This is a genomic window from Aeromonas sp. NJAU223, from assembly GCF_051125555.1.
Classification (GTDB): domain Bacteria; phylum Pseudomonadota; class Gammaproteobacteria; order Enterobacterales; family Aeromonadaceae; genus Aeromonas; species Aeromonas veronii_G.
In genome coordinates this window covers 3,248,498-3,268,230 of sequence record NZ_CP144204.1, presented here as the reverse complement: position 1 = coordinate 3,268,230, position 19,733 = coordinate 3,248,498, and the positions used below count along the sequence as shown (strand labels likewise).

The following is a 19,733-nucleotide window of genomic DNA, read 5'->3' as shown; positions in this document are numbered from 1 at the left end:
TGAAATGGCGTTCCGAATTTGCGGGAATCAAAAGTCAAATTTTGTGACGGCGGTTAAATGCATTCTGCTGATGGTGCCGCGTCTGGCTCCATCGGGTGTTTCGCGGGGCAAAAGGGGGAGCCTGAGCTCCCAAAAGGGCCACGAGAAGAGAGCGTGAAGAGGGGATGTCGGACCGGTTTATCGATCCTGGCCTTGCTGAAGGCGAGAGCGCCGGGCTGGCGTGCAGCCTCGCGCAAGGATGAAGAGGGCGCCAGGGGAAGCGGCTGGGGAGGGCTGGCTTGTCAGGAAAGGGTCGGGCGCGGATCGCTGGTAGAGGAGTGAGGGCCCGGGAGACGGGCCCTGCTGACTCAGAGTGCGATCATGGCTTCCTTGGCGAGCGCGCCAATCTTGCTCCAGTCGCGGTTGTCGATGAGGTTGGCGGGCACCATCCAGGTGCCCCCGCAGGCGAAGACGCTCGGCAGGGCCAGGTAATCCTTCACATTGCTCGGGCTGATGCCGCCGGTTGGCATGAAGGAGACCGGGTAGACGGCGCTCATGGCCTTGAGCATGCCGAGGCCGCCGGAAGGCTCTGCGGGGAAGAACTTGAGGGTGGTCAGCCCGAGCTCCATGGCCTGTTCGACCAGGCTGGGGTTGTTCACGCCGGGGATGATGGGCACGCCGCGAGCCTGGCAGTACTGCACGATGCGCGGATTGAGGCCCGGGCTCACGATGAAGTCCACGCCCGCCTCGATGGCCTGATCGACCTGGGCCGTGGTCAGCACGGTACCGGCGCCGATGATCATCTGGGGGAAGGACTGGCGCAGCCGGCGAATGGCCTCCGCCGCTGCCGGGGTGCGGAAGGTGATCTCGGCGCTGGGCATGCCGTTCTCCATCAGGGTTCGGCCGAGGGCGACGGCGTCGTCAGCATCCTTGATGGCGATGACCGGGATGATCTTCAGCAGGGCGAGTTGTTCAAGCAGTGTGGACATGGGAAACCTCGTTGGAGTGATGAGCGGTGTTGATGGGGCTCGGCATCGCCGTCAGGGGGATGATGGCACCACGGTGTTGAATGACGGTGCTGGCGAGCAGATGGGCGTAGTGAGCCGATCCGGCCACGGTGCCACCGGCCAGCCGGCTGGCGAGATAGCCCGCGCTGAAGGAGTCGCCGGCGGCCGTGGTGTCGACGATGCGCTCGCCAGGCAGGCTGACCGCCGGCACTTCAGTGTGACTGCTCGGCTGCACGATGAGGCAGGGCTCGGCGCCACGCTTGACCACGATTTCGTTCACGCCGAGGGTGTGGGTGCGGGCCAGACATTGGGTCTCGTCACTGTCATCCCAGAGCGCCAGTTCGTCATCCAGGGTCAGGAAGGCGAGATCGGTCAGCGCCAGCATGGCGGCATAGGCTTGTCTGGCGGCGTCTTTGCTCTCCCACAGGCGGGGGCGGTAGTTGTTGTCAAAGGCGATTTTTGCTCCGGCGGCGCGGCAATCCCCCAGCACCTGCAGCAGGGTGAGGCGGTCGGCCGGGGAGAGGATGGCGAGGCTGATCCCGCTCAGATAGATATAGTCAAAACCCTTGAGCTGTTGACATATTTCACTGGCTTGCTGGGTTTGCAGCCAGTAACGGGCTGCCGCATCGCTGCGCCAATAGTGGAAGGTTCGCTCCCCCCGTTCGTCGGTCTCGATGAGGTAGAGTCCGGGCAACTTGTGGCCAAGGCGCTGCACCAGATCCGTGTTCACCCCCTCCTGTTGCCACAGCGCCAGCATGGCGCCGCTCATGGGATCCGTGCCGAGAGCACTCACATAGTGCACGGCGACGTCCGGGTTTGCCCGCGTCAGGTAGACGGCGGTGTTGAGGGTATCCCCTCCAAAATGACGCACTATGTTCGTCTTGTTTTCGGACAATTCGATCATGCACTCGCCGATGACGGCTACCTTGACTGACATTATGCCTCCCGCGTTTGCCGCGTTGCTGATGGCGCTATTCTATTTAATTCGCGAGATACAAAAAACAATTGAAACGTGATTTCATTAAAGTTGTGACGTTGGTCTTGTGTTGATGGTGGTGTGACACCTACCTTGGCTCTGTCGTGGTCAGGCGAGGGATGCGGGGCTGGGCGTGAAAGCGGGCCGGTCAGATAGATGAAGAGGCTGGTCAGTGCCAGCGTGAGCGGCACCACATTATCCATCTATTAGTGGATGATTTGACTGGATAATCGTCTCGTCCACTATGACGGCCAATTCATTTCAAATACAATGAAACAATCAGTCATTTTTTTTGGAAGTAGAACATGTCGATGATAGACAACTCACCCGAATCGGTCTCTTCTGTCCTCAAGGTGTTTGGCATATTGCAGGCCCTGGGGGAGCAGAAGGAGATCGGGGTGACCGAGCTGTCCCAGCGGATCATGATGTCCAAGAGTACCGTCTACCGTTTCCTGCAGACCATGAAGACCCTGGGTTATGTCTCCCAGGAAGGGGAAACCGACAAGTACGCCCTCAGCCTCAAGCTGTTTGAACTGGGCGCCAAGGCCCTGGAGCATCAGGATCTGATCCAGATTGCCGACGAGCAGATGTACCGGCTCGGCAAGCAGACCAAGGAGACCCTGCACCTCGGGATGCTGGATGAAGACAGCATCGTCTACCTGCACAAGATAGATTCCGAATACAACCTGCGGATGTACTCCCGCATCGGCCGCCGCCGCCCGCTCTACAGCACCGGCCTTGGCAAGGTGATGATGGCCTGGCTGCCGGAAACGGAAGTGCGTGCCATGCTGGCTGGCGTGACGTTCGAGCGATTCACCGAGCATACCCTTGCCGATGTGGATGCCCTGCTGGCGGAACTGGCCCAGGTGCGCGAACAAGGCTATGCGGAAGACAGAGAAGAGATGGAGCACGGCCTGCGCTGCTTTGCGGTACCCATCTACAGCCGCATGGGGCGGATCATCGCGGGGCTCTCCCTGTCGCTGCCGCTGGTGCGTTTCCACCCGGAGGACCAGGCGAACCTGGTGGCCCAATTGCACGAGGCGGCAGCCAATATCTCCGCCGGGCTGGGGTTCCACGATTACCCCTTCGGCACGCGCAGCTAGGCAAGACGCCTCGCTCATCCCATAAAAAAAGCAGGCCTTGCCTGCTTTTTTTATGGGCGGCTTCTTCGACTAGAGCGGCTGGGGGTCGGCGCGGTAGAGCTTGAAGATGGTGTGGCTGTTGATGACGAAGAAAATGCTCTCCTGCAAGATACCCCCAATGGATCCAGCCCAGATATTGTGAGTCAGCCAGCAGATCGTACTGCTCAGCATGCACAGTCTCAGCGCAATGCCGTTGAGTCTGAACAGGGCATAGGTGCTGAGGGTGGTGCCCACCAGGGTCAGGATCTGCACCGGATGGGAGAGCTGGGGGATGACCAGGGCCCAGGCCAGGGCGAGGAAGGTCAGCATGACGCCGAGCCCGCGGTAGTAACCGGAGACCCAGTTGCGCACGGCACACAGCAGGCAGTTGATGGCGGCGACGGAGGAGCCCAGCAGCAGGAAGTGCAGGCCCATCAGGGTGCCGTTGAGGGTGAGGTGAAGCCGGAGTTTTTGATCCTGGCGCTGCATGAAGGCCGTGGCCCCGACGAGGCAGGCCAGCAGACCGACGGATTGGGCAAACCAGAGATTATCGAGCAGCATGGGGCCTTCCTGTCTGGGGACAACGACAAAAGGCGCCTTGCGGCGCCTTGTCAAACTGGGCGGGATTAGCGGGCCAGCCAGCCGCCATCGACGGCGATGGTGTAGCCATTGATGTAGTCGGAGGCAGAGGACGCCAGGAATACCACCGGGCCCATCATGTCATCCGGTACACCCCAGCGACCGGCCGGGATCCGCTCCAGGATGGCGGCGTTGCGGTCATCGTCGGCACGCAGGGCTGCGGTGTTGTTGGTGGCCATGTAACCCGGGGCGATGGCGTTGACGTTGATGCCCTTGCTCGCCCATTCGTTGGCCAGCAGGCGGGTGATGCCCATGACGCCGCTCTTGGAGGCGGTGTAGGAGGGCACGCGGATGCCACCCTGATAGGAGAGCATGGAGGCGATGTTGACGATCTTGCCGCCTTCCCCCTGGGCGATGAACTGCTTGGCCACCGCCTGGGACATGAAGAAGACACTCTTGATGTTGATGTTCATCACATCGTCCCAGTCCTTCTCGCTGAACTTGATGGCGTCTTCCCGGCGGATGATGCCGGCATTGTTCACCAGCACGTCGACGCGGCCGAAGTGGGAGACGGCCTGATCCACCAGGGCCGGCAGGGTATCGACCTTGCTGACATCCGCCTTCAGGCTCAGGAAACGACGACCGATGGCTTCGACCTTGGCAATGGTATCCGTGGGTTCGACGATGTTGATGCCGACGATGTCACAGCCCGCCTCGGCGAGACCCAGTGCCATGCCCTGGCCCAGACCGGTGTCACAACCGGTGACGATGGCGACCTTACCTTTCAGATCGAATGCATTAAGAATCATGTTGTTACCTCTAAGCCACGGGAAGGTGTGGAATTAAGTGTCTGCAGGAGCCGCCGCGCTGGCGGCTCGCAACGGGAAGTTGATTAGCGCATGTCCTTGACGGCCACATGGTCCATGTCGCCGAACACCTGGTTCTCGCCGACCATGCCCCAGATGAAGGTGTAGGCCTGGGTGCCGACGCCGGAGTGGATGGACCAGCTCGGGGAGATGACGGCCTGCTCGTTGTGGACCAGCAGGTGACGGGTCTCGTCCGGCTTGCCCATCATGTGGAAGACGGCGGCGTCATCCTTCATGTTGAAGTAGAAGTAGACCTCCATGCGGCGCTCGTGGGTGTGGCAAGGCATGGTGTTCCACAGGCTGCCTTCTTCGAGCTGGGTCATGCCCATGACGAGCTGGCAGGTCGGCAGTACGTCCGGCACCAGATACTTGTAGATGGTGCGACGGTTGCTGGTGGAGGCATCCCCCAGGGTGGTCGGCGAGGCCTGGGCCTGGGTGACGACGCGGGTCGGGTAGCTGGTGTGAGCCGGCGCGCTGTTGTAGTAGAACTTGGCAGGCTGGGCGGCACTGACGCTGGCAAAGCTCAGCTCGCGGGCACCCTGGCCGACGTAGAGGGCCTCGGCCTTGCCCACTTCATAGGTCTTGCCATCCACGACCACCACACCCGGACCACCGATGTTGATGAGGCCGAGCTCGCGGCGCTCGAGGAAATAGGTGACCCCGAAGGCCTTGCCCAGTTCATCGGAGAAAGTGAGCGGCGCGTCCACCGGCATGATGCCACCGAACACGATGCGATCGATGTGGCTGTAAGTCATGGTGAGCTGGTTTTGGGTGAAGACTTCCTCTACCAGGAACTCACGGCGCAGGCCCTGGGTGTCGAGCTGCTTGGCATGATCGCTGTGGATACTTTGACGAGTTTGCATAGTGAACCTCAATTCCGGGCCGCACGCGGCATCAATGACAATGTGTCGGTAAATCCTGTCGTTGAAGCTACGATAGCAAAATGAAAAACTGCGATCAATTTAATATGAAACTTCGTTTTGAAATTTGCGATTCAGTTTGCATTTTTGGTGTCTGACGGGGGCGGGCAAGCCCATCCCTCGCCATATCGTGGTGAGGGCGTGCGGGCCTAACCCGGCAGCGGAGGCGCCAGTGGACGTGGTTGTCGCGGGGGACGAAGGCCGGGCGAGTGGAGATGGCGGAGTCTGGATTGCCCTATATAAGGCATATGAAGACGCTGGCTGACCCCAGGCGCCGCTGGGCTGCCAGGAGGCGTGCTCCCGGGCGTTGGGTGAGGATGGTTGCGATGATGGGGCGGGGCCCGCTCGCCGGATGCGGTCGGCCGGCGTTTATTAACCGGGGCAGACGTGCCAGAATGCCCGTCGCCGCGGCCTGCCAACGGGCGGGCCATCCTCTTTTCGCGTTCAATACCCGGGTTTTTGCATGCTGCTACTCATCGACAATTACGACTCCTTCACCTGGAACCTGGTGCAATACTTCGGCGCCCTGGGGCAGGAGGTGCGGGTGAAGCGCAACGATGAGCTGACGCTGGAGGAGATAGCCCGCCTCGCCCCCAGCCATCTGGTGATCTCCCCCGGCCCCTGCACGCCGAACGAGGCGGGCATCTCCCTGGCGGCCATCCGCCATTTCGCGGGCCGACTGCCCATCCTTGGCGTCTGCCTCGGTCATCAATCCCTGGCCCAGGCCTTCGGCGGCCAGGTGGTGCGCGCCCGCCAGGTCATGCACGGCAAGACCTCCCTCATCCGCCACAATGGGCAGGGGGTATTCGCAGGATTGCAGGATCCGCTGCGGGTCACCCGTTATCACTCCCTCATCGTGGATCGCGGTTCCCTGCCGGACTGCTTCGAGGTCACCGCCTGGAGCGAGCGCGCCGACGGCGCCGTCGACGAGATCATGGGGCTGCGGCATAAAACACTGGCACTGGAGGGGGTACAGTTCCACCCGGAGAGCATTCTGAGCGAGCAGGGCCATCAGTTGCTGGCCAATTTTTTGGCCTTTTCCTGAAAAAATCGTGAGCCTGGTCTCAGAATCGACATGAGGCCAAAAATAATCTCCCTGAGACTTTATTCACCTCTCCGCCAGCCCAAATTATCTCTTGCCAACACCCCCTGAGCCGTTATGCAATGCGGTTGCCTAAAATCTCACGGGCAATCGAATAATGTTCCTCATAGGCCGGGATGTTGCAGACTTTTTGCTTTTTTTTTGTGATAATTCCGCCACGTTTACACGGATTTAACTTTTGAGTGGTGGATTATTCTGCCGCCAATCAGCAGGAGAGCAAGATGTCAGAGTTGTTGGCAGTGACACGTGAAGTGTTTGATGAAGTGATGGTGCCGAACTATGCCCCCGCCAAGATCATTCCGGTGCGCGGTGAAGGTTCACGTGTCTGGGATCAGGCGGGTCGCGAGTATGTCGACTTCGCCGGCGGGATCGCGGTCAATGGCCTGGGTCATTGCCATCCCAAGCTGGTCGAGGCCCTGAAAACCCAGGGCGAGAAGTTGTGGCACCTCTCCAACGTCATGACCAACGAGCCGGCCCTGCGCCTGGCCAAGAAGCTGGTGGACGCCACCTTCGCCGAGAAGGTCTACTTCTGCAACTCGGGCGCCGAAGCGAACGAAGCCGCCCTGAAGCTGGCCCGCCGCTATGCCATCGACAAGTTTGGCGCCCACAAGACCCAGATCATCGCCTTCCATCAGGGCTTCCACGGCCGCACCTTCTTCACCGTCAGCGTCGGTGGCCAGGCGGCCTACTCCGATGGTTTCGGTCCGAAACCTGCCGATATCACCCATGTGACCTACAACGACCTGGCCGAGCTGGCTGCGGCCATCTCCGACAACACCTGCGCCGTGGTGATGGAGCCGCTGCAAGGAGAGGGCGGCATCATTCGTCCCACCGACGAGTTTGCCAAGGGCGTGCGCGAGCTGTGCGACAAGCACAATGCCCTGCTCATCTATGACGAGGTGCAATCCGGCGTGGGCCGTACCGGCGAGCTGTACGCCTACATGGGGCTGGGCGTCACCCCGGACATCCTCACCAGCGCCAAGGCGCTCGGCGGCGGCTTCCCCATCGGGGCCATGCTGACCACCAGCGAGATCGCGGCTCACCTGAAAGTGGGTACTCACGGTTCCACCTACGGCGGCAACCCGCTGGCCTGCGCCGTGGCCGAGGCCGTGCTGGATGTGGTCAACACCCCGGAAGTGCTCAATGGCATCAAGCAGCGTGAGCAGCTGTTCCGCGACGGCCTTGAGGCCATCAACGCCAAGTATCACTGCTTCAGCGAAGTGCGTGGTCAGGGTCTGCTGCTCGGCGCCGTGCTGAACGATGACTTCAAGGGCCGCTCCCGCGACTTCCTGCTGGCCTCCATCGATCAGGGGCTGATGGCCCTGGTGGCCGGTACCAACGTGGTGCGTTTCGCCCCCTCGCTGGTGATCCCGGAAGCGGATATCAAGGAAGGTCTGGCCCGGTTCGAAAAAGCGGTCGCTCAGGTCATCAACGCCTGATCCGCAATTGAGGTGGGGAGCCCTCCCGGCAGGAGCCGGGACCCCACCTGTCGTCAATGAAAGGGAGTTGTCATTATGTTGGTTATCCGTCCTATCGAGCAGCGCGACTTCGCCGGCCTCAAAACCTGTGCCATCGAATCCGGCACCGGCATGACTTCATTGCCGGTCAACGACGAGTTGCTGCAACGCAAGATCGATGCATCCACCCAGACCTTCCTGGACAAGCCCGCCGGCAAGGGAGACTGCCTCTATTTCTTCGTGGCCGAGGACATGGAGACCGGCGAGATGGTCGGCACCTGCGCCATCGACGCCGCCGTCGGCCTGTCCCAACCGTTTTACAACTATCACATCGGCAAGGTGGTGCACTCTTCCCCCAAGCTCGGCATCTACAACGTGGTGGAGACGCTGACCCTCTCCAACGACTACACCGGCAACTCCGAGCTGTGCACCCTGTTTCTGCGCGAATGCGCCCGGGAAGGGCTCAACGGCCGGCTGCTCTCCAAGCACCGTTTCCTGTTTATGGCCGAACATCCGGAATTGTTTGACGAGACCGTCTTTGCCGAGATGCGCGGCGTCTCCGATGGCAACGGTCACAGCCCGTTCTATGAGTGGCTGCAAAAGCACTTCTTCTCGATGGATTTTCCCACCGTCGACTATCTCACCGGCATCGGCAAGAAGCGCTTCATCGCCGAGCTGATGCCCAAGTACCCCATCTACGTCAACCTGCTGAGCAACGAGGCGCGCGCCGTCATCGGCCAGACCCACGAGAAGACCCGTCCGGCCATCAAGATGCTGCAGGACGAGGGGTTCGTGAATCGCGGTTACGTGGACATCTTCGATGCGGGCCCCACCGTCGAGTGCGACGTGAAGCACATCCGCAGCGTGCGCCGCAGCCAGAAGCTGGCGGTGCTGGTGGGGGAGCCCATCGGCGGCCACACCTATCTCATCTGCAACACCCGTTTCGAGCAGTACCGCGCCTGTTACGGCAACATCCGGGTCGATCTGGACAAGCACGAAGCCATCATCCCCCCCAAGATGGCGGCCGCCCTCAAGGTGGAAAATGGCGACATGGTGCGCGTCGTCGATCTGGAATAAGCGGCCCGATACCACAGCACATGCAGCAGGCAGCCTCGGCTGCCTGTGAACCACAGGGAGTGAATCTGTTATGTCTTTAGTTCAGCTTATCGATGGTCAGTGGCTTGCCGGTGAAGGCAAGGCATTCGCGTCAAAAGACCCGGCCAAGAATGAAGTGATCTGGCAAGGGGGGGCAGCCAGCGCCGCCCAGGTGGAGGCCGCCGTCAAGGCTGCCCGTCGCGCCTTCTATCACTGGTCCGATGCCAGCCTTGAGGATCGCCTCGCCATCGTGCGCCGCTACGCCGACCTGCTGGGTGAACACAAGGAAGCCCTGGCGCTCACCATCGCCCGGGAGACCGGCAAGCCGCTGTGGGAGACCCGTACCGAGGTCGCCGCCATGCAGGGCAAGATTGCCATCTCCATCCGCGCCCATGAGGAGCGCACCGGCACGGTGGAAAACCCCATGCCGGGCGCCAAGGCGTTCGTGCGCCACAAGCCCCACGGCGTGGTCGCCGTGTTCGGCCCCTACAACTTCCCGGGCCATCTGCCCAACGGTCACATAGTGCCCGCGCTGATTGCCGGCAATACCGTGGTGTTCAAGCCCTCCGAGCTGACCCCCATGGTGGCCGAAGCCATGCTCAAGATCTGGATCGATGCCGGCCTGCCCAAGGGGGTGCTGAACCTGGTGCAGGGCGAGGTGGAGACCGGCAAGGCGCTGGCCGGCAACCCGGACATCGACGGCCTCTTCTTCACCGGATCGTCGCGCACCGGTCACTTCCTGCACCAGCAGTTCGCCGGTCAGCCAGGCAAGATCCTGGCCCTGGAGATGGGGGGCAACAACCCGCTGATCGTCAAGGACGTGAGCGACATCGACGGCGCCGTCCACGCGATAGTGCAATCCGCCTTTATCACCTCGGGTCAGCGCTGCACCTGCTCGCGCCGCCTGTTCGTGGAGCGCGGTGCCCAGGGGGATGCCCTGATCAAGCGCCTGGTTGACGTGGTCGGCCAGATCCGGGTCGGCCTGTACGATGACGCGGCTCAGCCCTTCATGGGGGCCATGATCAGCGAGAAGGCGGCTCTCGGCATGGTGGAGGCGCAGGCCAACCTGCAGCGCCTCGGCGGGATGAGTCTGCTTGCCCTCAAGCACCTGGAAGCGGGCACCGGCTTCGTCTCCCCGGGCATCATAGATGTAACCGCCGTGAGTGACCTGCCGGATGAGGAGTACTTCGGTCCCCTGTTGCAGCTCATCCGCTACGACGACTTCGATGCCGCCATCGAGCAGGCGAATGCCACCAGCTTCGGCCTGTCGGCCGGCCTGCTCGGCGACAGCGAGGCGGACTGGAATCACTTCTTCAAGCGGATCCGCGCCGGTATCGTCAACTGGAACAAGCCCATCACCGGTGCCTCCAGCGCCGCACCCTTCGGTGGCATCGGCGCCTCCGGCAACCACAGGGCAAGCGCCTACTACGCCGCCGACTACTGTGCGTACCCCGTCGCCTCGGTGGAAGACAGCAAGGCGAGTATGCCGGATCAGCTGTCGCCGGGTTTGACCTTCTAATCACAAAGGGGCACTGAACCGGTGCCCTTGTCTGTACCCGCAATCAAAGGAAAGAGAGATGCAAAAGGATATCGAGACCCTGTTTGACCATCTGTGGGACAACTACATTCAAGTCACCCCCAGTGCTCACAAGGTTCATCAGCTGCTGGGGGGCGGTGCCCCTATCATCAACGATCACGTCGCGTTTCGAACCTACAACCTGCCGGGTCTCGGGCTGGAGAGGCTGGCGGCCCACTTCCGTGCCCTGGGGTACGAGGAGAAGGGTGAGTATGTGTTCAAGGCGAAGAAGCTCTACGCCAAGCACTTCGAACATGCCGATCCGGACGCCCCCAAGGTGTTCATCAGCGAGTTGAAGGTGGAGGAGCTCTCCGAGCCTGTCCAGGCCATCATCCACAGGCTGGTGGCCCAGGTGCCGACGCACCTGACCGATACCCAGGCCTTCCTCTATGCGGGTGCTCCCTGGCAGGTCTCCTGGGCCGATTACCAGACCCTGCTGGCCGAGAGCGAGTATGCGGCCTGGATGGCGGCCTGGGGTTACCGTGCCAACCACTTCACGGTCAATATCAACCGCCTGGCGGACTTCGATACCATCTTGCAGGTGAACGCTGCGCTCAAAGCCGCCGGTTTCGTGCTGAACGGCGTGGGCGGCGAGGTGAAGGGGGACGCCGCCGTGATGCTGGAGCAATCCTCCACCATGGCGGACAAGGCCGATGTCGCCTTCAGCGATGGTGTACGTCCCATCCCGAGCTGCTTCTACGAATTTGCCCTGCGCTACCCCCAGGCGGACGGCGTGCTCTACCCGGGCTTCGTGGAAGCCTCGGCGGACAAGATTTTCGAATCCACCAACGCCATGTAGCAGTCATTGATGCTAAAAAAACGCCCCGATGGGGCGTTTTTTTATGGCAAAAACCGGGATCAGGCGGGTTGTAGCTCCCCCTCGGTGGCCAGCATGGTGCTCATGCCACCGGCCTTGCCCGCCTGGATGCCGATCAGGGTGTCCTCGAACACCAGACAGTGGGCGGGATCGGCCCCCAGCTGCTCGGCCACTTTCAGGAAGGTGTCGGGATGGGGCTTGTGATTGACCACGTCGTCCGCGCTCACCACCACCGAGATATAGGCGTCGAGACCGGTGCTCTTGAGGATGCGATCGGCCTGATTGCGCGGCGACCCCGTGCCGATGCCCATGGGGATCTTGCCGTGGTGGCGCTTGACCAGATCCCACATGGCCGGGAAGACGCTGACCTGGTCAATGTGTTCCAGATAGAGCGCAATCTTGCGGCGGGCGAAGGCCTCGACGTCGATCTCCAGCCCATGCTGTTTGGCCAGGATAGCCACTATCTTGCGGGTGGGGATGCCGCCATAGGCGTTGAGAGTCGTTCTGTCGAACGGCAGGCCGAACTCGGCGCTGGTGATCTGCCAGGCATCCAGGTGCTGGGGCATGGAGTCCACCAGGGTGCCATCCATGTCGAAGATGAGGGCGTCGTATTGCTCGAAGTGGTGCTGCTCAGTCATGGGCCTGATTCCTCTTGGGCGAAAATCCCACCCTACCAGATCTGGCGGCCAGATGCCGTCTTTGTGGCCAAAGCGGCCATTTCTTCACACATCTCAGGCCTCTTTACGCCCCGTCTGGGCCTCCAGCTCCTTGCCGAGGAAGTAGTTCAGGAAGGTGCGGATCACCGCGATGATGGCGAGGCGGATCAGCTCCTCCTTGCTCGGCGCCACCGTGGTAGCCAAGATGTCAGCGGCGAGCTGGAACTCCAGCGCCAGGATGAGCCAGCTGCCGAAGCAGAGCCGGATGCGCGGGAAGCCGGGTTCTTGATCCCGCACCCGTGCCGCCAGCCAGAGGGTCTTGCCAAGGCCGATGACCACGCAGGCGATGGAGATGAGCTCCAGCAGCAATTGGAACAACTCGACCCCGTGCATCATGACTTCCCGCAGGCTGGTTATCTCAAGCACGTTCGGCTCCTTATCGATTCAAAAGAGACACTTTTAGCACAATGGCCGGAGGGGGCCAACTCAGAGATGCCGCAGCAAGGTGGCCACCTGGTCGATGGCTTGCCGTGCCGCCGGGCTGATGCCCGCCAGCTGGAAGAAGCCGTGAATGACGCCGAGCTGACGCTGGCAGCTCGCCTCCACGCCGGCCGCGAGCAGGGCGCGGTAGAGTGCCTCCCCCTCATCGCGCAGGGGATCGTACTCGGCGGTGAGGATATGGGTCGGCGGGAGTCGGGCCAGCTCCGGGTGGTGCAGAGGGCTCGCCTCTGGGTGGGCGATGGACAGATCCCCCAGATAGGCGCGATAGCCGCTTTGCAGCATGTCGGCGGTGATGAGGTAATCCTCGCCAAAGCGCCGATAGCTCTCGCTCGTCCCGGCGGCGTCGAGCATGGGGTAGATGAGGCAGAGCGCCGCGGGCAGGGGGGCCTGTATGGCCTTGAGGCGCAGCGCCGTGACCAGGGCGAGATGACCGCCGGCACTGTCACCGGCCAGCATCAGGCGGCTGCCTTGTCCGCCCCATTCGGGCAGGCGATCCATGATGGCGAGGGTGGCTGCCAGGGCATCGTCGTGGGCGGCGGGATAGACATGTTCCGGGGCGAGGCGGGTGTGCACTGCAAATACCAGGGCCTGGGCCCGGTTGCACAGCATGCGCAGTTGGCGATCGTGAGTCTCGAACTCCCCGCTCACGAAACAGCCGCCGTGGAAATAGAGGAGGGCGGGGAGAGGGGTGGAGATGTGTTGCTGCGGCCGATAGAGGCGCACGGCATACCCCTCCTGCTGCCACTCCTCCAGGCTGCCGACCGCCTCCCGTTCGCCCCCGAGCGGCGCCGAGGCGAGATAGCCTTCCCGCCTGGCCTGCCAGCTCAGTTCACTGGCCTTGGGGCGTCCGGCGGCGATGAAGCCATCGACTATCTCGGCGATGGCGGGTTCGAGAGCGGTGTGCATGGGGTCTCCATAATGGCTGTATATAAATACAGTTATTATGTGCCACCCACCGAGGATGGCAAGAGGGGCGCCGTGAGGAGGCTCACAGCGCGGTGATTAAATCAGCTTGAATTCAATTACATAGAGGGGTGGCAGGGCGGGGTAGATGTCCCGGATCACCTGCCTGAGTTCGGTGAGTGTCATGTTCTCCTGACGGGCATGCTCGTCATTTAGCGCCTCGAAGGAGACAGGGCTGACCGAGATGACTTCGATGGCGCCGAAAGGGTTGTGTTCCGGGTTGGTGAAGAGGGTGAGCCGCTGGCCCGGTTGCCAGTGGGCCTCGCTCTCGTCGCGGATGGTGATGGTCTTGCGGCCCGTCTGAATGTCATCCACGAAGCGGCTGAAGAAGGTGAACTCGGGGTAGGGGGCTGTGTGAGCAGGCATGGGATCTCCGGTGAGAGTGAAAAGAGCGGGTCCGCGAGGGCAGACCCGTCAGCAGCACGCATGATACCGCAACCTTATGCCGCAGCCCCGGTTGGCGAGCGTCTGGCGGCCAGCATCCAGAGGCGGGTGCCGTTGGCGGCGACGAACAGCAGGATCAGGTATTCGAGGGACATGGCATAGACCCCCTGGGCGGCGTAGACGCCGATGCTGATGAGGTTGATGGCCACCCAGAGGATCCAGTTCTCCACGTATTTGCGGGTCATCAGGATCTGGGCCACCACGGAGAGCACCGTCATGCAGGCATCCCAGAACGGGAAGGCATCGGGGGAGGGCTCGGGGAGGGCGAGGTCTGCGCCAAACAGGTTGAGCAGGGCGACCGCGGTACGGGCCAGGGCGGCGAACACGGGGTCGATATAGTGGGTGAGCAGGGCGATGGCGATGACGCTCACCAGTACCGTCAGCAGCAGCTTGGGTCTGCTCAGCCAGCGGATCTGCAGGCTCTCCCCCTGGGCGTTGGCAGGGTGGCTCCAGGCGTACCAGCCATAGAGGTTGGCGCAGAAGAAGAACAGCTGCAGCAGCAACAGGCCGTAGAGCTGGATCTGGAAGAAGATGATGGCAAACAGGCTGACATTGATGAGGCCGAACAGGTAGTTGATGGTCTTCTCCTGACTGGCGAGCCAGATGCAGGCCAAGCCGAACAGGGTGCCGATGGCCTCGATCCAGGACATGGCGTAACCCTCGCCAAGGGGGATGGTCACGAGCGTGTGCTGTATGCTGAACCACTCGAATGGGTGCATGGTCATTTCCTTTGCATGGGGGAAGGGCGAAGCCGGCCTATTTTAGTGGGCAAATGCGGGATGCCGCAGGGTTTTTGGCTGTCAATCCCCGCCTGGTATGGTGGCGTGGCAGCCAAGGGGCTGTGCGGGCAGTATTTTTTGCGGTCGCACACGAGCCCTGATATGCGATGATGGGCCCCCCTTTATTGACATGTAACAAATCGGGGGCAGACAAGCTGTGGTCTGATGGGATCGCCCCGGCCAGGCCTGGGTGGAGCTGAACATAAGGAGCGAGTGTGAATTCCGAGCTGATCTGGGTCCTCTGCATGTTGGTGGGCGCCATCTATCTGTTTATTACCAACAAGGTGCGCATGGACGTGGTGGCCCTCTCCATCATCATCCTGTTCGTGCTGAGCGGCACCCTGAGCCTGCCGGAGGCGCTGGCGGGCTTCAGCGATCCCAACGTCATCCTGATCGCCGCCCTGTTCGTGGTGGGGGAGGGGCTGGTGCGCACCGGCATCGCCTACCAGGTGGGGGATGCGCTGGTGAAGGTGGCGGGCAACAGCGAGACCCGGTTGCTGGTGCTCCTGATGGTGGCGGTCGCGACCCTGGGGGCGGTGATGAGCAGCACCGGCGTGGTGGCCATCTTCATCCCCGTGGTGCTGAGCGTGGCAAACCGCATGGGGATCCCGGCCGGACGGCTGATGATGCCGCTGGGGTTTGCCGGCCTCATCAGCGGCATGATGACGCTGGTGGCGACCCCGCCCAACATGGTGGTGAACAGCGAGCTGATGCGCCACGGCATCCAGGGTTTCGGCTTCTTCGGCTTCACCCCCATGGGGGTGCTGGTCCTGGGGCTCGGGGTGCTCTACATGCTGCTGATGCGCAACCGCCTGGTGCGGGGCGGGGAAGAGGGCAAGGGCAAACCGGCGGGGCGCAGCACATTGCGTGACCTCATTCGTGACTACCGGCTGGCCGGGCGAGCCCGCCGCCTGGCGATCCGCCCCGACTCCCCCCTCATCGGTCAGACCCTGGACGAGCTGCAACTGCGGGCCCGCTACGGCGCCAACGTCATCGGACTGGAGCGCTGGCGCAAGTTTCGGCGGGTGATGGTGACCGTCTCCGGCGTCACCGAGTTCCAGGCGAAAGACGTGCTGCTCATCGACATGTCCGATCCCGAGGTGGATATCCGCGAGTTCTGCAGCGAGGCACGGCTCGAGCCCATGATATTGCGGGGGGAATATTTCTCCGATCAGGCGCGGGAGGTGGGCATGGCCGAGGTCTCCCTCATCCCCGAATCCCGCCTGCTCGGCAAGAGCATCCGCGAGGTGGCGTTTCGTACCCATTATGGTTTGAGTGTGGTGGGGATCCGCCGCGGTGGCGAGGCTCTCGCCGGCAAGCTGGTGGACGAGGAGTTGCAGATGGGGGACAGCCTGCTGGTGGTGGGCAACTGGAGTCTGATCCGCCAGTTGCAGGCCAAGGTACGGGACTTTCTGCTACTGGGCTTGCCTGCCGAAGTGGATGAGATGGCGCCCGCCCGCAGTCAGGCGATCCATGCCCTGATCTGCCTCGGCGTCATGATTGCCCTGATGGTGACGGATCCGGTGCCCAACGTCATCGCGGCGCTCATCGCCTGCCTGTTGATGGGCAAGTTCCGCTGCATCGATCTGGAGAGCGCCTACAAGTCCATTCACTGGCCCACCCTGATCCTCATCGTCGGCATGTTGCCCTTTGCCCTGGCGCTGCAAAAGACCGGCGGGGTGGATCTCATCGTCGGCGCCCTCATCAGCGCCGTGGGAGAGATGGGACCAAGGGTGATGCTGGCGAGCCTGTTCGTGCTGTGCGCCGTCATCGGGCTCTTTATCTCCAACACCGCCACCGCCGTGCTGATGGCCCCCATTGCCCTTGGTACGGCGCAGCAGATGGGGGTTTCTCCCTATCCCTTCGCCATGACCATCGCCATCGCCGCATCCGCCGCCTTCATGACGCCGGTCTCGTCACCGGTCAACACCCTGGTGCTGGGCCCTGGCAACTACAAGTTCGTGGATTTCATCCGCATCGGGGTGCCCTTTACCCTGCTGGTGATGGTGGTGAGCGTCATCGCCATCCCCTGGTTCTTCCCGTTCTGACGGTTGAGGGATAAGAGGCGGCCTGCGGGCCGCTTTTTTTATGGCCGGATGGGAGATGGCGGGAGTGGAGGCGCCGCCGATCAGTCGTTGGCGGGCATGGGTTGAGCGCGGGGGCATGAAGCGGGTTGCCGAAAGACGGGCACAAAAAAACCAGCCTGAGCTGGTCTGTTTGGTACTGCTATCAATGGTGCGGAAGGAGAGACTCGAACTCTCACGCCTAAGCGCCAGAACCTAAATCTGGTGCGTCTACCAATTTCGCCACTTCCGCAAAATTAATGGTGGCTATGACGGGATTCGAACCTGTGACCCCCGCATTATGAGTGCGATGCTCTAACCAACTGAGCTACATAGCCGTTGTCATCGACCACCGGAGTGGAAGAGAACAGAAAAATGGCTGGGGTACTAGGATTCGAACCTAGGGATGGCGAGATCAAAACCCGCTGCCTTACCGCTTGGCGATACCCCAACAACGCTCTTCAACCATCACGAATGACAGACAAAGAACTTTAAAAATGGCTGGGGTACTAGGATTCGAACCTAGGGATGGCGAGATCAAAACCCGCTGCCTTACCGCTTGGCGATACCCCAACAGAATAATGGTGGCTATGACGGGATTCGAACCTGTGACCCCCGCATTATGAGTGCGATGCTCTAACCAACTGAGCTACATAGCCGTTGTCATCGACCACCGGAGTGGAAGAGAACAGAAAAATGGCTGGGGTACTAGGATTCGAACCTAGGGATGGCGAGATCAAAACCCGCTGCCTTACCGCTTGGCGATACCCCAACAGCGATGCCCGACAGAGACTGTCCAACATCTTAAAAAATGGCTGGGGTACTAGGATTCGAACCTAGGGATGGCGAGATCAAAACCCGCTGCCTTACCGCTTGGCGATACCCCAACTGAGATGGTGGCTATGACGGGATTCGAACCTGTGACCCCCGCATTATGAGTGCGATGCTCTAACCAACTGAGCTACATAGCCAACCTTGCGTCCAGTGAGTCGTTGCCTCATCACTGTGCGGCCGGAATTATGCGTATCTGGCTCTGGGGCGTCAACCCTTTTTTCCCCTGAAAAACGCAAAAGCAGTGTGTTTGGCGACTTCTTCGCCCGTATTGAACAAAACCCCAACAATTCGCGGATCTTGGCGACCGGCAAGGTGCGCAAAGAGGGGAAATCAGGGGGCGGTCTGGCCCGTTTCGCGAAGGCCTGGTCCGCGTCACAAAGGTGATAACCTGCGCAGTCTGGCGACTAAATATCATCTAAAATCAGCTTGTTGCTTTATTCGACAATCATTTTTGGCCCTTCATCCTCTGTCGCTTGGTACGGCCTCGCCGTTTCGCAGGCAAGCCCCGACGGATGATGAGAAGGCGTCCGGCTCGGCGGAGCCAAACCCCCATAAGAAGAGGTATTCGCTTGTACGACTGCGCCCCTGGATTGAAGAGGTCTGACTCTCTGCTGCCTGCGAAGGGTCGTGCTTTGCGGCCGGGATATGGCGTCACTCTTCTGTGCGTGAGCCTCCTGTGCGCCAGCCTGCTGATGCTGCTGGCGCCAGGGTCATCTCTGGCCGCCGGGCGTGTGCCCGAGCCCCGGGCCGTGGACGACGCGGGCAAGGAGCCGACAGCGGAACAGAAGGAGGCGGGAGCGGAGACGGCCAGTGCCGATGCGCCGTCGCTGATCCGTGGCGACGATGGCAAGCTGGATGTGAGCCGCTTCATCGATCAGGCCTATGGCTTCATGCCGGTGGTGATCCCCATCACCGAACCGGCCCTGGGGCTGGGGGCGGTGGGGGCCCTGGCCTTCATCGACAAACCCGCCCCGGGCAGCGGCTTCAATCGCCCGAATATCACCCTGGTCGGGGGGCTGGGCACCGATCAGGGAACCCGCGGCTATTTCGGCGGCGACCTGCGCTACTGGCTGGACAATCGCCTGAATACCCACGTGGGCGCCATCAAGACCAGCCTGAACCTCGACTACTACGGGGGTGGGCGAGGAGACAGGACGCCCAGATCCTACGCCTATACCCTGGATCTCACCGGCGGCATGGTGCGGGGGCGCTATCGACTGGGGGAGAGCGACAACTGGCTGGGGATGAATTACCTGTTCGCCAATACCCGGGCCACCTTCGACTCACCCATGGCGTGGTTGCAAAACGATCGTGAGCAGCGCATCAGCGGCCTCGGGGCCAGTTTCACCCACGACAGCCGGGACAACATGTTCACCCCGAGAGCGGGCAGCTATCTGGAGGCCAGCGCCACCCGCTTCGCCCCCGGCCTTGGCAGTGACATCGACTTTACCCGCTATGGCCTGACCGCCATTCAATACCTCCCTCTGGCGCACAACGCCAGTCTCGGGATCAATGGCTCCCTGAGTGGCAATGCCGGTGATACCCCCTTCTATATGTCCCCTTATGTCTCCCTGCGCGGGGTGCCGGCCATGCGCTATCAGGGGCAGCGGGTGGCACAGGTGGAAGCCGAGCTGCTGTGGCCCATCTGGGATCGCTACAGCCTGGTGGGCTTTGGCGGGGTGGGGAAGGGGTTTGGCGACTCAGGCAGCGCCCTGTTCGACGAGCGCAGCGTGGCGGCGGGGGGCGTCGGCGTGCGCTACGAGATTGCGCGAAAATATGGTCTGCACATGGGGCTGGATCTGGCCTGGAGCCGGGAGGGGGGCGCCGTCTACGTGCAATTTGGCAGCGCCTGGATGCGACCTTGAGGGCGGGAGGATGAACGCCCTGTCATTTTTTCAGCATATTGAACTGCTATTGTGCTATTTTTATTTTCAATCATGTTGAAAAAATTCAGATTACATCATTTCAAAGCGTATGAATGGCCAATGTGGCAGCGTT

The 19,733-nt window shown here is 61.6% G+C and carries 18 protein-coding genes and 8 tRNA genes; 8 read left to right on the top strand and 18 right to left on the bottom strand.

Translation table 11 applies throughout. The features are described from left to right. Nucleotides 1–347: 347 nt before the first annotated feature. Together VZC39_RS14810 and VZC39_RS14805 are read right to left on the bottom strand one after the other, a co-directional pair. A complete protein-coding gene (locus VZC39_RS14810) occupies nucleotides 348–968 on the bottom strand; it encodes a bifunctional 4-hydroxy-2-oxoglutarate aldolase/2-dehydro-3-deoxy-phosphogluconate aldolase (RefSeq protein ID WP_349919010.1) in 621 nt (206 codons plus the stop codon). After that, nucleotides 952–1,923, bottom strand: a complete 972-nt coding sequence (locus tag VZC39_RS14805) for a sugar kinase (protein ID WP_349919008.1) — start codon at nucleotides 1,921–1,923, stop codon at nucleotides 952–954. Before VZC39_RS14805 ends, VZC39_RS14810 begins: the two co-directional genes overlap by 17 nt. A gap of 344 nt (nucleotides 1,924–2,267) precedes the next feature. Here VZC39_RS14805 and kdgR point away from each other — a divergent pair, with 344 nt between their 5' ends. Next, the gene (kdgR, locus tag VZC39_RS14800; RefSeq protein WP_349919006.1) at nucleotides 2,268–3,065 is read left to right on the top strand and encodes a DNA-binding transcriptional regulator KdgR; all 798 of its coding nucleotides are present in this window, start codon (nucleotides 2,268–2,270) and stop codon (nucleotides 3,063–3,065) included. Between the two features lie 69 nt (nucleotides 3,066–3,134). On the opposite strand, the gene VZC39_RS14795 is transcribed toward kdgR, so the two are convergent. The 3 genes from VZC39_RS14795 to kduI all read right to left on the bottom strand — a co-directional run bounded on the left by VZC39_RS14795 (nucleotide 3,135) and on the right by kduI (nucleotide 5,391). Then, the gene (locus VZC39_RS14795) at nucleotides 3,135–3,644 is read right to left on the bottom strand and encodes a YgjV family protein (RefSeq protein WP_349919004.1); all 510 of its coding nucleotides are present in this window, start codon (nucleotides 3,642–3,644) and stop codon (nucleotides 3,135–3,137) included. A gap of 65 nt (nucleotides 3,645–3,709) precedes the next feature. After that, nucleotides 3,710–4,471: a 2-dehydro-3-deoxy-D-gluconate 5-dehydrogenase KduD gene (gene kduD, locus VZC39_RS14790; protein WP_349919002.1), complete on the bottom strand. Its 762-nt coding sequence runs from the start codon at nucleotides 4,469–4,471 to the stop codon at nucleotides 3,710–3,712. Between the two features lie 83 nt (nucleotides 4,472–4,554). Next, entirely contained in the window at nucleotides 4,555–5,391 is an 837-nt protein-coding gene (gene kduI, locus VZC39_RS14785) for a 5-dehydro-4-deoxy-D-glucuronate isomerase (protein ID WP_434663562.1), read from the bottom strand. 520 nt (nucleotides 5,392–5,911) lie between these two features. Between kduI and VZC39_RS14780 the strand changes: the two genes are divergently transcribed. The 5 genes from VZC39_RS14780 (at nucleotide 5,912) to VZC39_RS14760 (ending at nucleotide 11,477) form a co-directional block, all read left to right on the top strand. Next, entirely contained in the window at nucleotides 5,912–6,493 is a 582-nt protein-coding gene (locus VZC39_RS14780) for an aminodeoxychorismate synthase component II (RefSeq protein WP_434663560.1), read from the top strand. A gap of 278 nt (nucleotides 6,494–6,771) precedes the next feature. Beyond that, entirely contained in the window at nucleotides 6,772–7,989 is a 1,218-nt protein-coding gene (locus VZC39_RS14775; RefSeq protein ID WP_434663557.1) for an aspartate aminotransferase family protein, read from the top strand. 75 nt (nucleotides 7,990–8,064) lie between these two features. Continuing rightward, the gene (gene astA, locus VZC39_RS14770) at nucleotides 8,065–9,084 is read left to right on the top strand and encodes an arginine N-succinyltransferase (RefSeq protein ID WP_434663554.1); all 1,020 of its coding nucleotides are present in this window, start codon (nucleotides 8,065–8,067) and stop codon (nucleotides 9,082–9,084) included. Nucleotides 9,085–9,154: 70 nt separating this feature from the next. Next, nucleotides 9,155–10,621, top strand: coding sequence for a succinylglutamate-semialdehyde dehydrogenase (astD, locus tag VZC39_RS14765; protein ID WP_434663551.1), 1,467 nt, complete (start codon nucleotides 9,155–9,157; stop codon nucleotides 10,619–10,621). Nucleotides 10,622–10,679: 58 nt separating this feature from the next. Continuing rightward, entirely contained in the window at nucleotides 10,680–11,477 is a 798-nt protein-coding gene (locus tag VZC39_RS14760) for a DUF1338 domain-containing protein (RefSeq protein WP_434663548.1), read from the top strand. 59 nt (nucleotides 11,478–11,536) lie between these two features. Here VZC39_RS14760 and VZC39_RS14755 read toward each other — a convergent pair whose 3' ends face one another. The 5 genes from VZC39_RS14755 to pnuC all read right to left on the bottom strand — a co-directional run bounded on the left by VZC39_RS14755 (nucleotide 11,537) and on the right by pnuC (nucleotide 14,778). Continuing rightward, on the bottom strand, nucleotides 11,537–12,133 hold the full coding sequence (locus VZC39_RS14755) for an HAD family hydrolase (protein WP_349918991.1): 597 nt from the start codon (nucleotides 12,131–12,133) through the stop codon (nucleotides 11,537–11,539). A gap of 93 nt (nucleotides 12,134–12,226) precedes the next feature. Continuing rightward, entirely contained in the window at nucleotides 12,227–12,577 is a 351-nt protein-coding gene (locus VZC39_RS14750; RefSeq protein WP_349918989.1) for a DUF1622 domain-containing protein, read from the bottom strand. A 60-nt stretch (nucleotides 12,578–12,637) separates the two neighbouring features. After that, entirely contained in the window at nucleotides 12,638–13,558 is a 921-nt protein-coding gene (locus tag VZC39_RS14745) for an alpha/beta hydrolase (protein WP_434663543.1), read from the bottom strand. Nucleotides 13,559–13,654: 96 nt separating this feature from the next. Then, on the bottom strand, nucleotides 13,655–13,981 hold the full coding sequence (yqfB, locus tag VZC39_RS14740) for a N(4)-acetylcytidine aminohydrolase (protein WP_349918986.1): 327 nt from the start codon (nucleotides 13,979–13,981) through the stop codon (nucleotides 13,655–13,657). A gap of 74 nt (nucleotides 13,982–14,055) precedes the next feature. Beyond that, nucleotides 14,056–14,778 (bottom strand): nicotinamide riboside transporter PnuC, encoded by a 723-nt coding sequence (gene pnuC / locus VZC39_RS14735; RefSeq protein WP_434663540.1) that lies wholly within the window; start codon nucleotides 14,776–14,778, stop codon nucleotides 14,056–14,058. A gap of 275 nt (nucleotides 14,779–15,053) precedes the next feature. On the opposite strand from pnuC, the gene VZC39_RS14730 reads away from it, so the two are divergent. Further along, nucleotides 15,054–16,886 (top strand): SLC13 family permease, encoded by a 1,833-nt coding sequence (locus VZC39_RS14730; protein ID WP_349918983.1) that lies wholly within the window; start codon nucleotides 15,054–15,056, stop codon nucleotides 16,884–16,886. Nucleotides 16,887–17,071: 185 nt separating this feature from the next. Here VZC39_RS14730 and VZC39_RS14725 read toward each other — a convergent pair. The 8 genes from VZC39_RS14725 to VZC39_RS14690 all read right to left on the bottom strand — a co-directional run bounded on the left by VZC39_RS14725 (nucleotide 17,072) and on the right by VZC39_RS14690 (nucleotide 17,872). Continuing rightward, nucleotides 17,072–17,154, bottom strand: a tRNA-Leu gene (locus VZC39_RS14725). Between the two features lie 8 nt (nucleotides 17,155–17,162). Further along, nucleotides 17,163–17,239 (bottom strand) — tRNA-Met (locus VZC39_RS14720). A 38-nt stretch (nucleotides 17,240–17,277) separates the two neighbouring features. Next, a tRNA-Gln gene (locus VZC39_RS14715) sits at nucleotides 17,278–17,352 on the bottom strand. 47 nt (nucleotides 17,353–17,399) lie between these two features. After that, nucleotides 17,400–17,474: transfer RNA gene (locus tag VZC39_RS14710), tRNA-Gln, on the bottom strand. A 9-nt stretch (nucleotides 17,475–17,483) separates the two neighbouring features. Beyond that, nucleotides 17,484–17,560, bottom strand: a tRNA-Met gene (locus VZC39_RS14705). Nucleotides 17,561–17,598: 38 nt separating this feature from the next. Next, nucleotides 17,599–17,673 (bottom strand) — tRNA-Gln (locus VZC39_RS14700). Between the two features lie 40 nt (nucleotides 17,674–17,713). Further along, nucleotides 17,714–17,788 (bottom strand) — tRNA-Gln (locus VZC39_RS14695). 7 nt (nucleotides 17,789–17,795) lie between these two features. Continuing rightward, nucleotides 17,796–17,872 (bottom strand) — tRNA-Met (locus tag VZC39_RS14690). A 528-nt stretch (nucleotides 17,873–18,400) separates the two neighbouring features. On the opposite strand from VZC39_RS14690, the gene VZC39_RS14685 reads away from it, so the two are divergent. Further along, nucleotides 18,401–19,600 (top strand): BamA/TamA family outer membrane protein, encoded by a 1,200-nt coding sequence (locus VZC39_RS14685; RefSeq protein WP_434663536.1) that lies wholly within the window; start codon nucleotides 18,401–18,403, stop codon nucleotides 19,598–19,600. Nucleotides 19,601–19,733 lie beyond the last annotated feature (133 nt).

Excerpts from the sequence above, each read along its gene's own strand:
- astD (WP_434663551.1), top strand. The coding sequence starts at position 9,155 with ATGTCTTTAGTTCAGCTTATCGATGGTCAGTGGCTTGCCGGTGAAGGC.
- VZC39_RS14805 (WP_349919008.1), bottom strand. The coding sequence starts at position 1,923 with ATGTCAGTCAAGGTAGCCGTCATCGGCGAGTGCATGATCGAATTGTCC.
- VZC39_RS14775 (WP_434663557.1), top strand. The coding sequence starts at position 6,772 with ATGTCAGAGTTGTTGGCAGTGACACGTGAAGTGTTTGATGAAGTGATG.
- VZC39_RS14760 (WP_434663548.1), top strand. The coding sequence starts at position 10,680 with ATGCAAAAGGATATCGAGACCCTGTTTGACCATCTGTGGGACAACTAC.
- VZC39_RS14745 (WP_434663543.1), bottom strand. The coding sequence starts at position 13,558 with ATGCACACCGCTCTCGAACCCGCCATCGCCGAGATAGTCGATGGCTTC.
- kdgR (WP_349919006.1), top strand. The coding sequence starts at position 2,268 with ATGTCGATGATAGACAACTCACCCGAATCGGTCTCTTCTGTCCTCAAG.
- VZC39_RS14755 (WP_349918991.1), bottom strand. The coding sequence starts at position 12,133 with ATGACTGAGCAGCACCACTTCGAGCAATACGACGCCCTCATCTTCGAC.
- yqfB (WP_349918986.1), bottom strand. The coding sequence starts at position 13,981 with ATGCCTGCTCACACAGCCCCCTACCCCGAGTTCACCTTCTTCAGCCGC.
- VZC39_RS14810 (WP_349919010.1), bottom strand. The coding sequence starts at position 968 with ATGTCCACACTGCTTGAACAACTCGCCCTGCTGAAGATCATCCCGGTC.
- kduD (WP_349919002.1), bottom strand. The coding sequence starts at position 4,471 with ATGATTCTTAATGCATTCGATCTGAAAGGTAAGGTCGCCATCGTCACC.
- astA (WP_434663554.1), top strand. The coding sequence starts at position 8,065 with ATGTTGGTTATCCGTCCTATCGAGCAGCGCGACTTCGCCGGCCTCAAA.
- pnuC (WP_434663540.1), bottom strand. The coding sequence starts at position 14,778 with ATGCACCCATTCGAGTGGTTCAGCATACAGCACACGCTCGTGACCATC.
- kduI (WP_434663562.1), bottom strand. The coding sequence starts at position 5,391 with ATGCAAACTCGTCAAAGTATCCACAGCGATCATGCCAAGCAGCTCGAC.
- VZC39_RS14795 (WP_349919004.1), bottom strand. The coding sequence starts at position 3,644 with ATGCTGCTCGATAATCTCTGGTTTGCCCAATCCGTCGGTCTGCTGGCC.
- VZC39_RS14780 (WP_434663560.1), top strand. The coding sequence starts at position 5,912 with ATGCTGCTACTCATCGACAATTACGACTCCTTCACCTGGAACCTGGTG.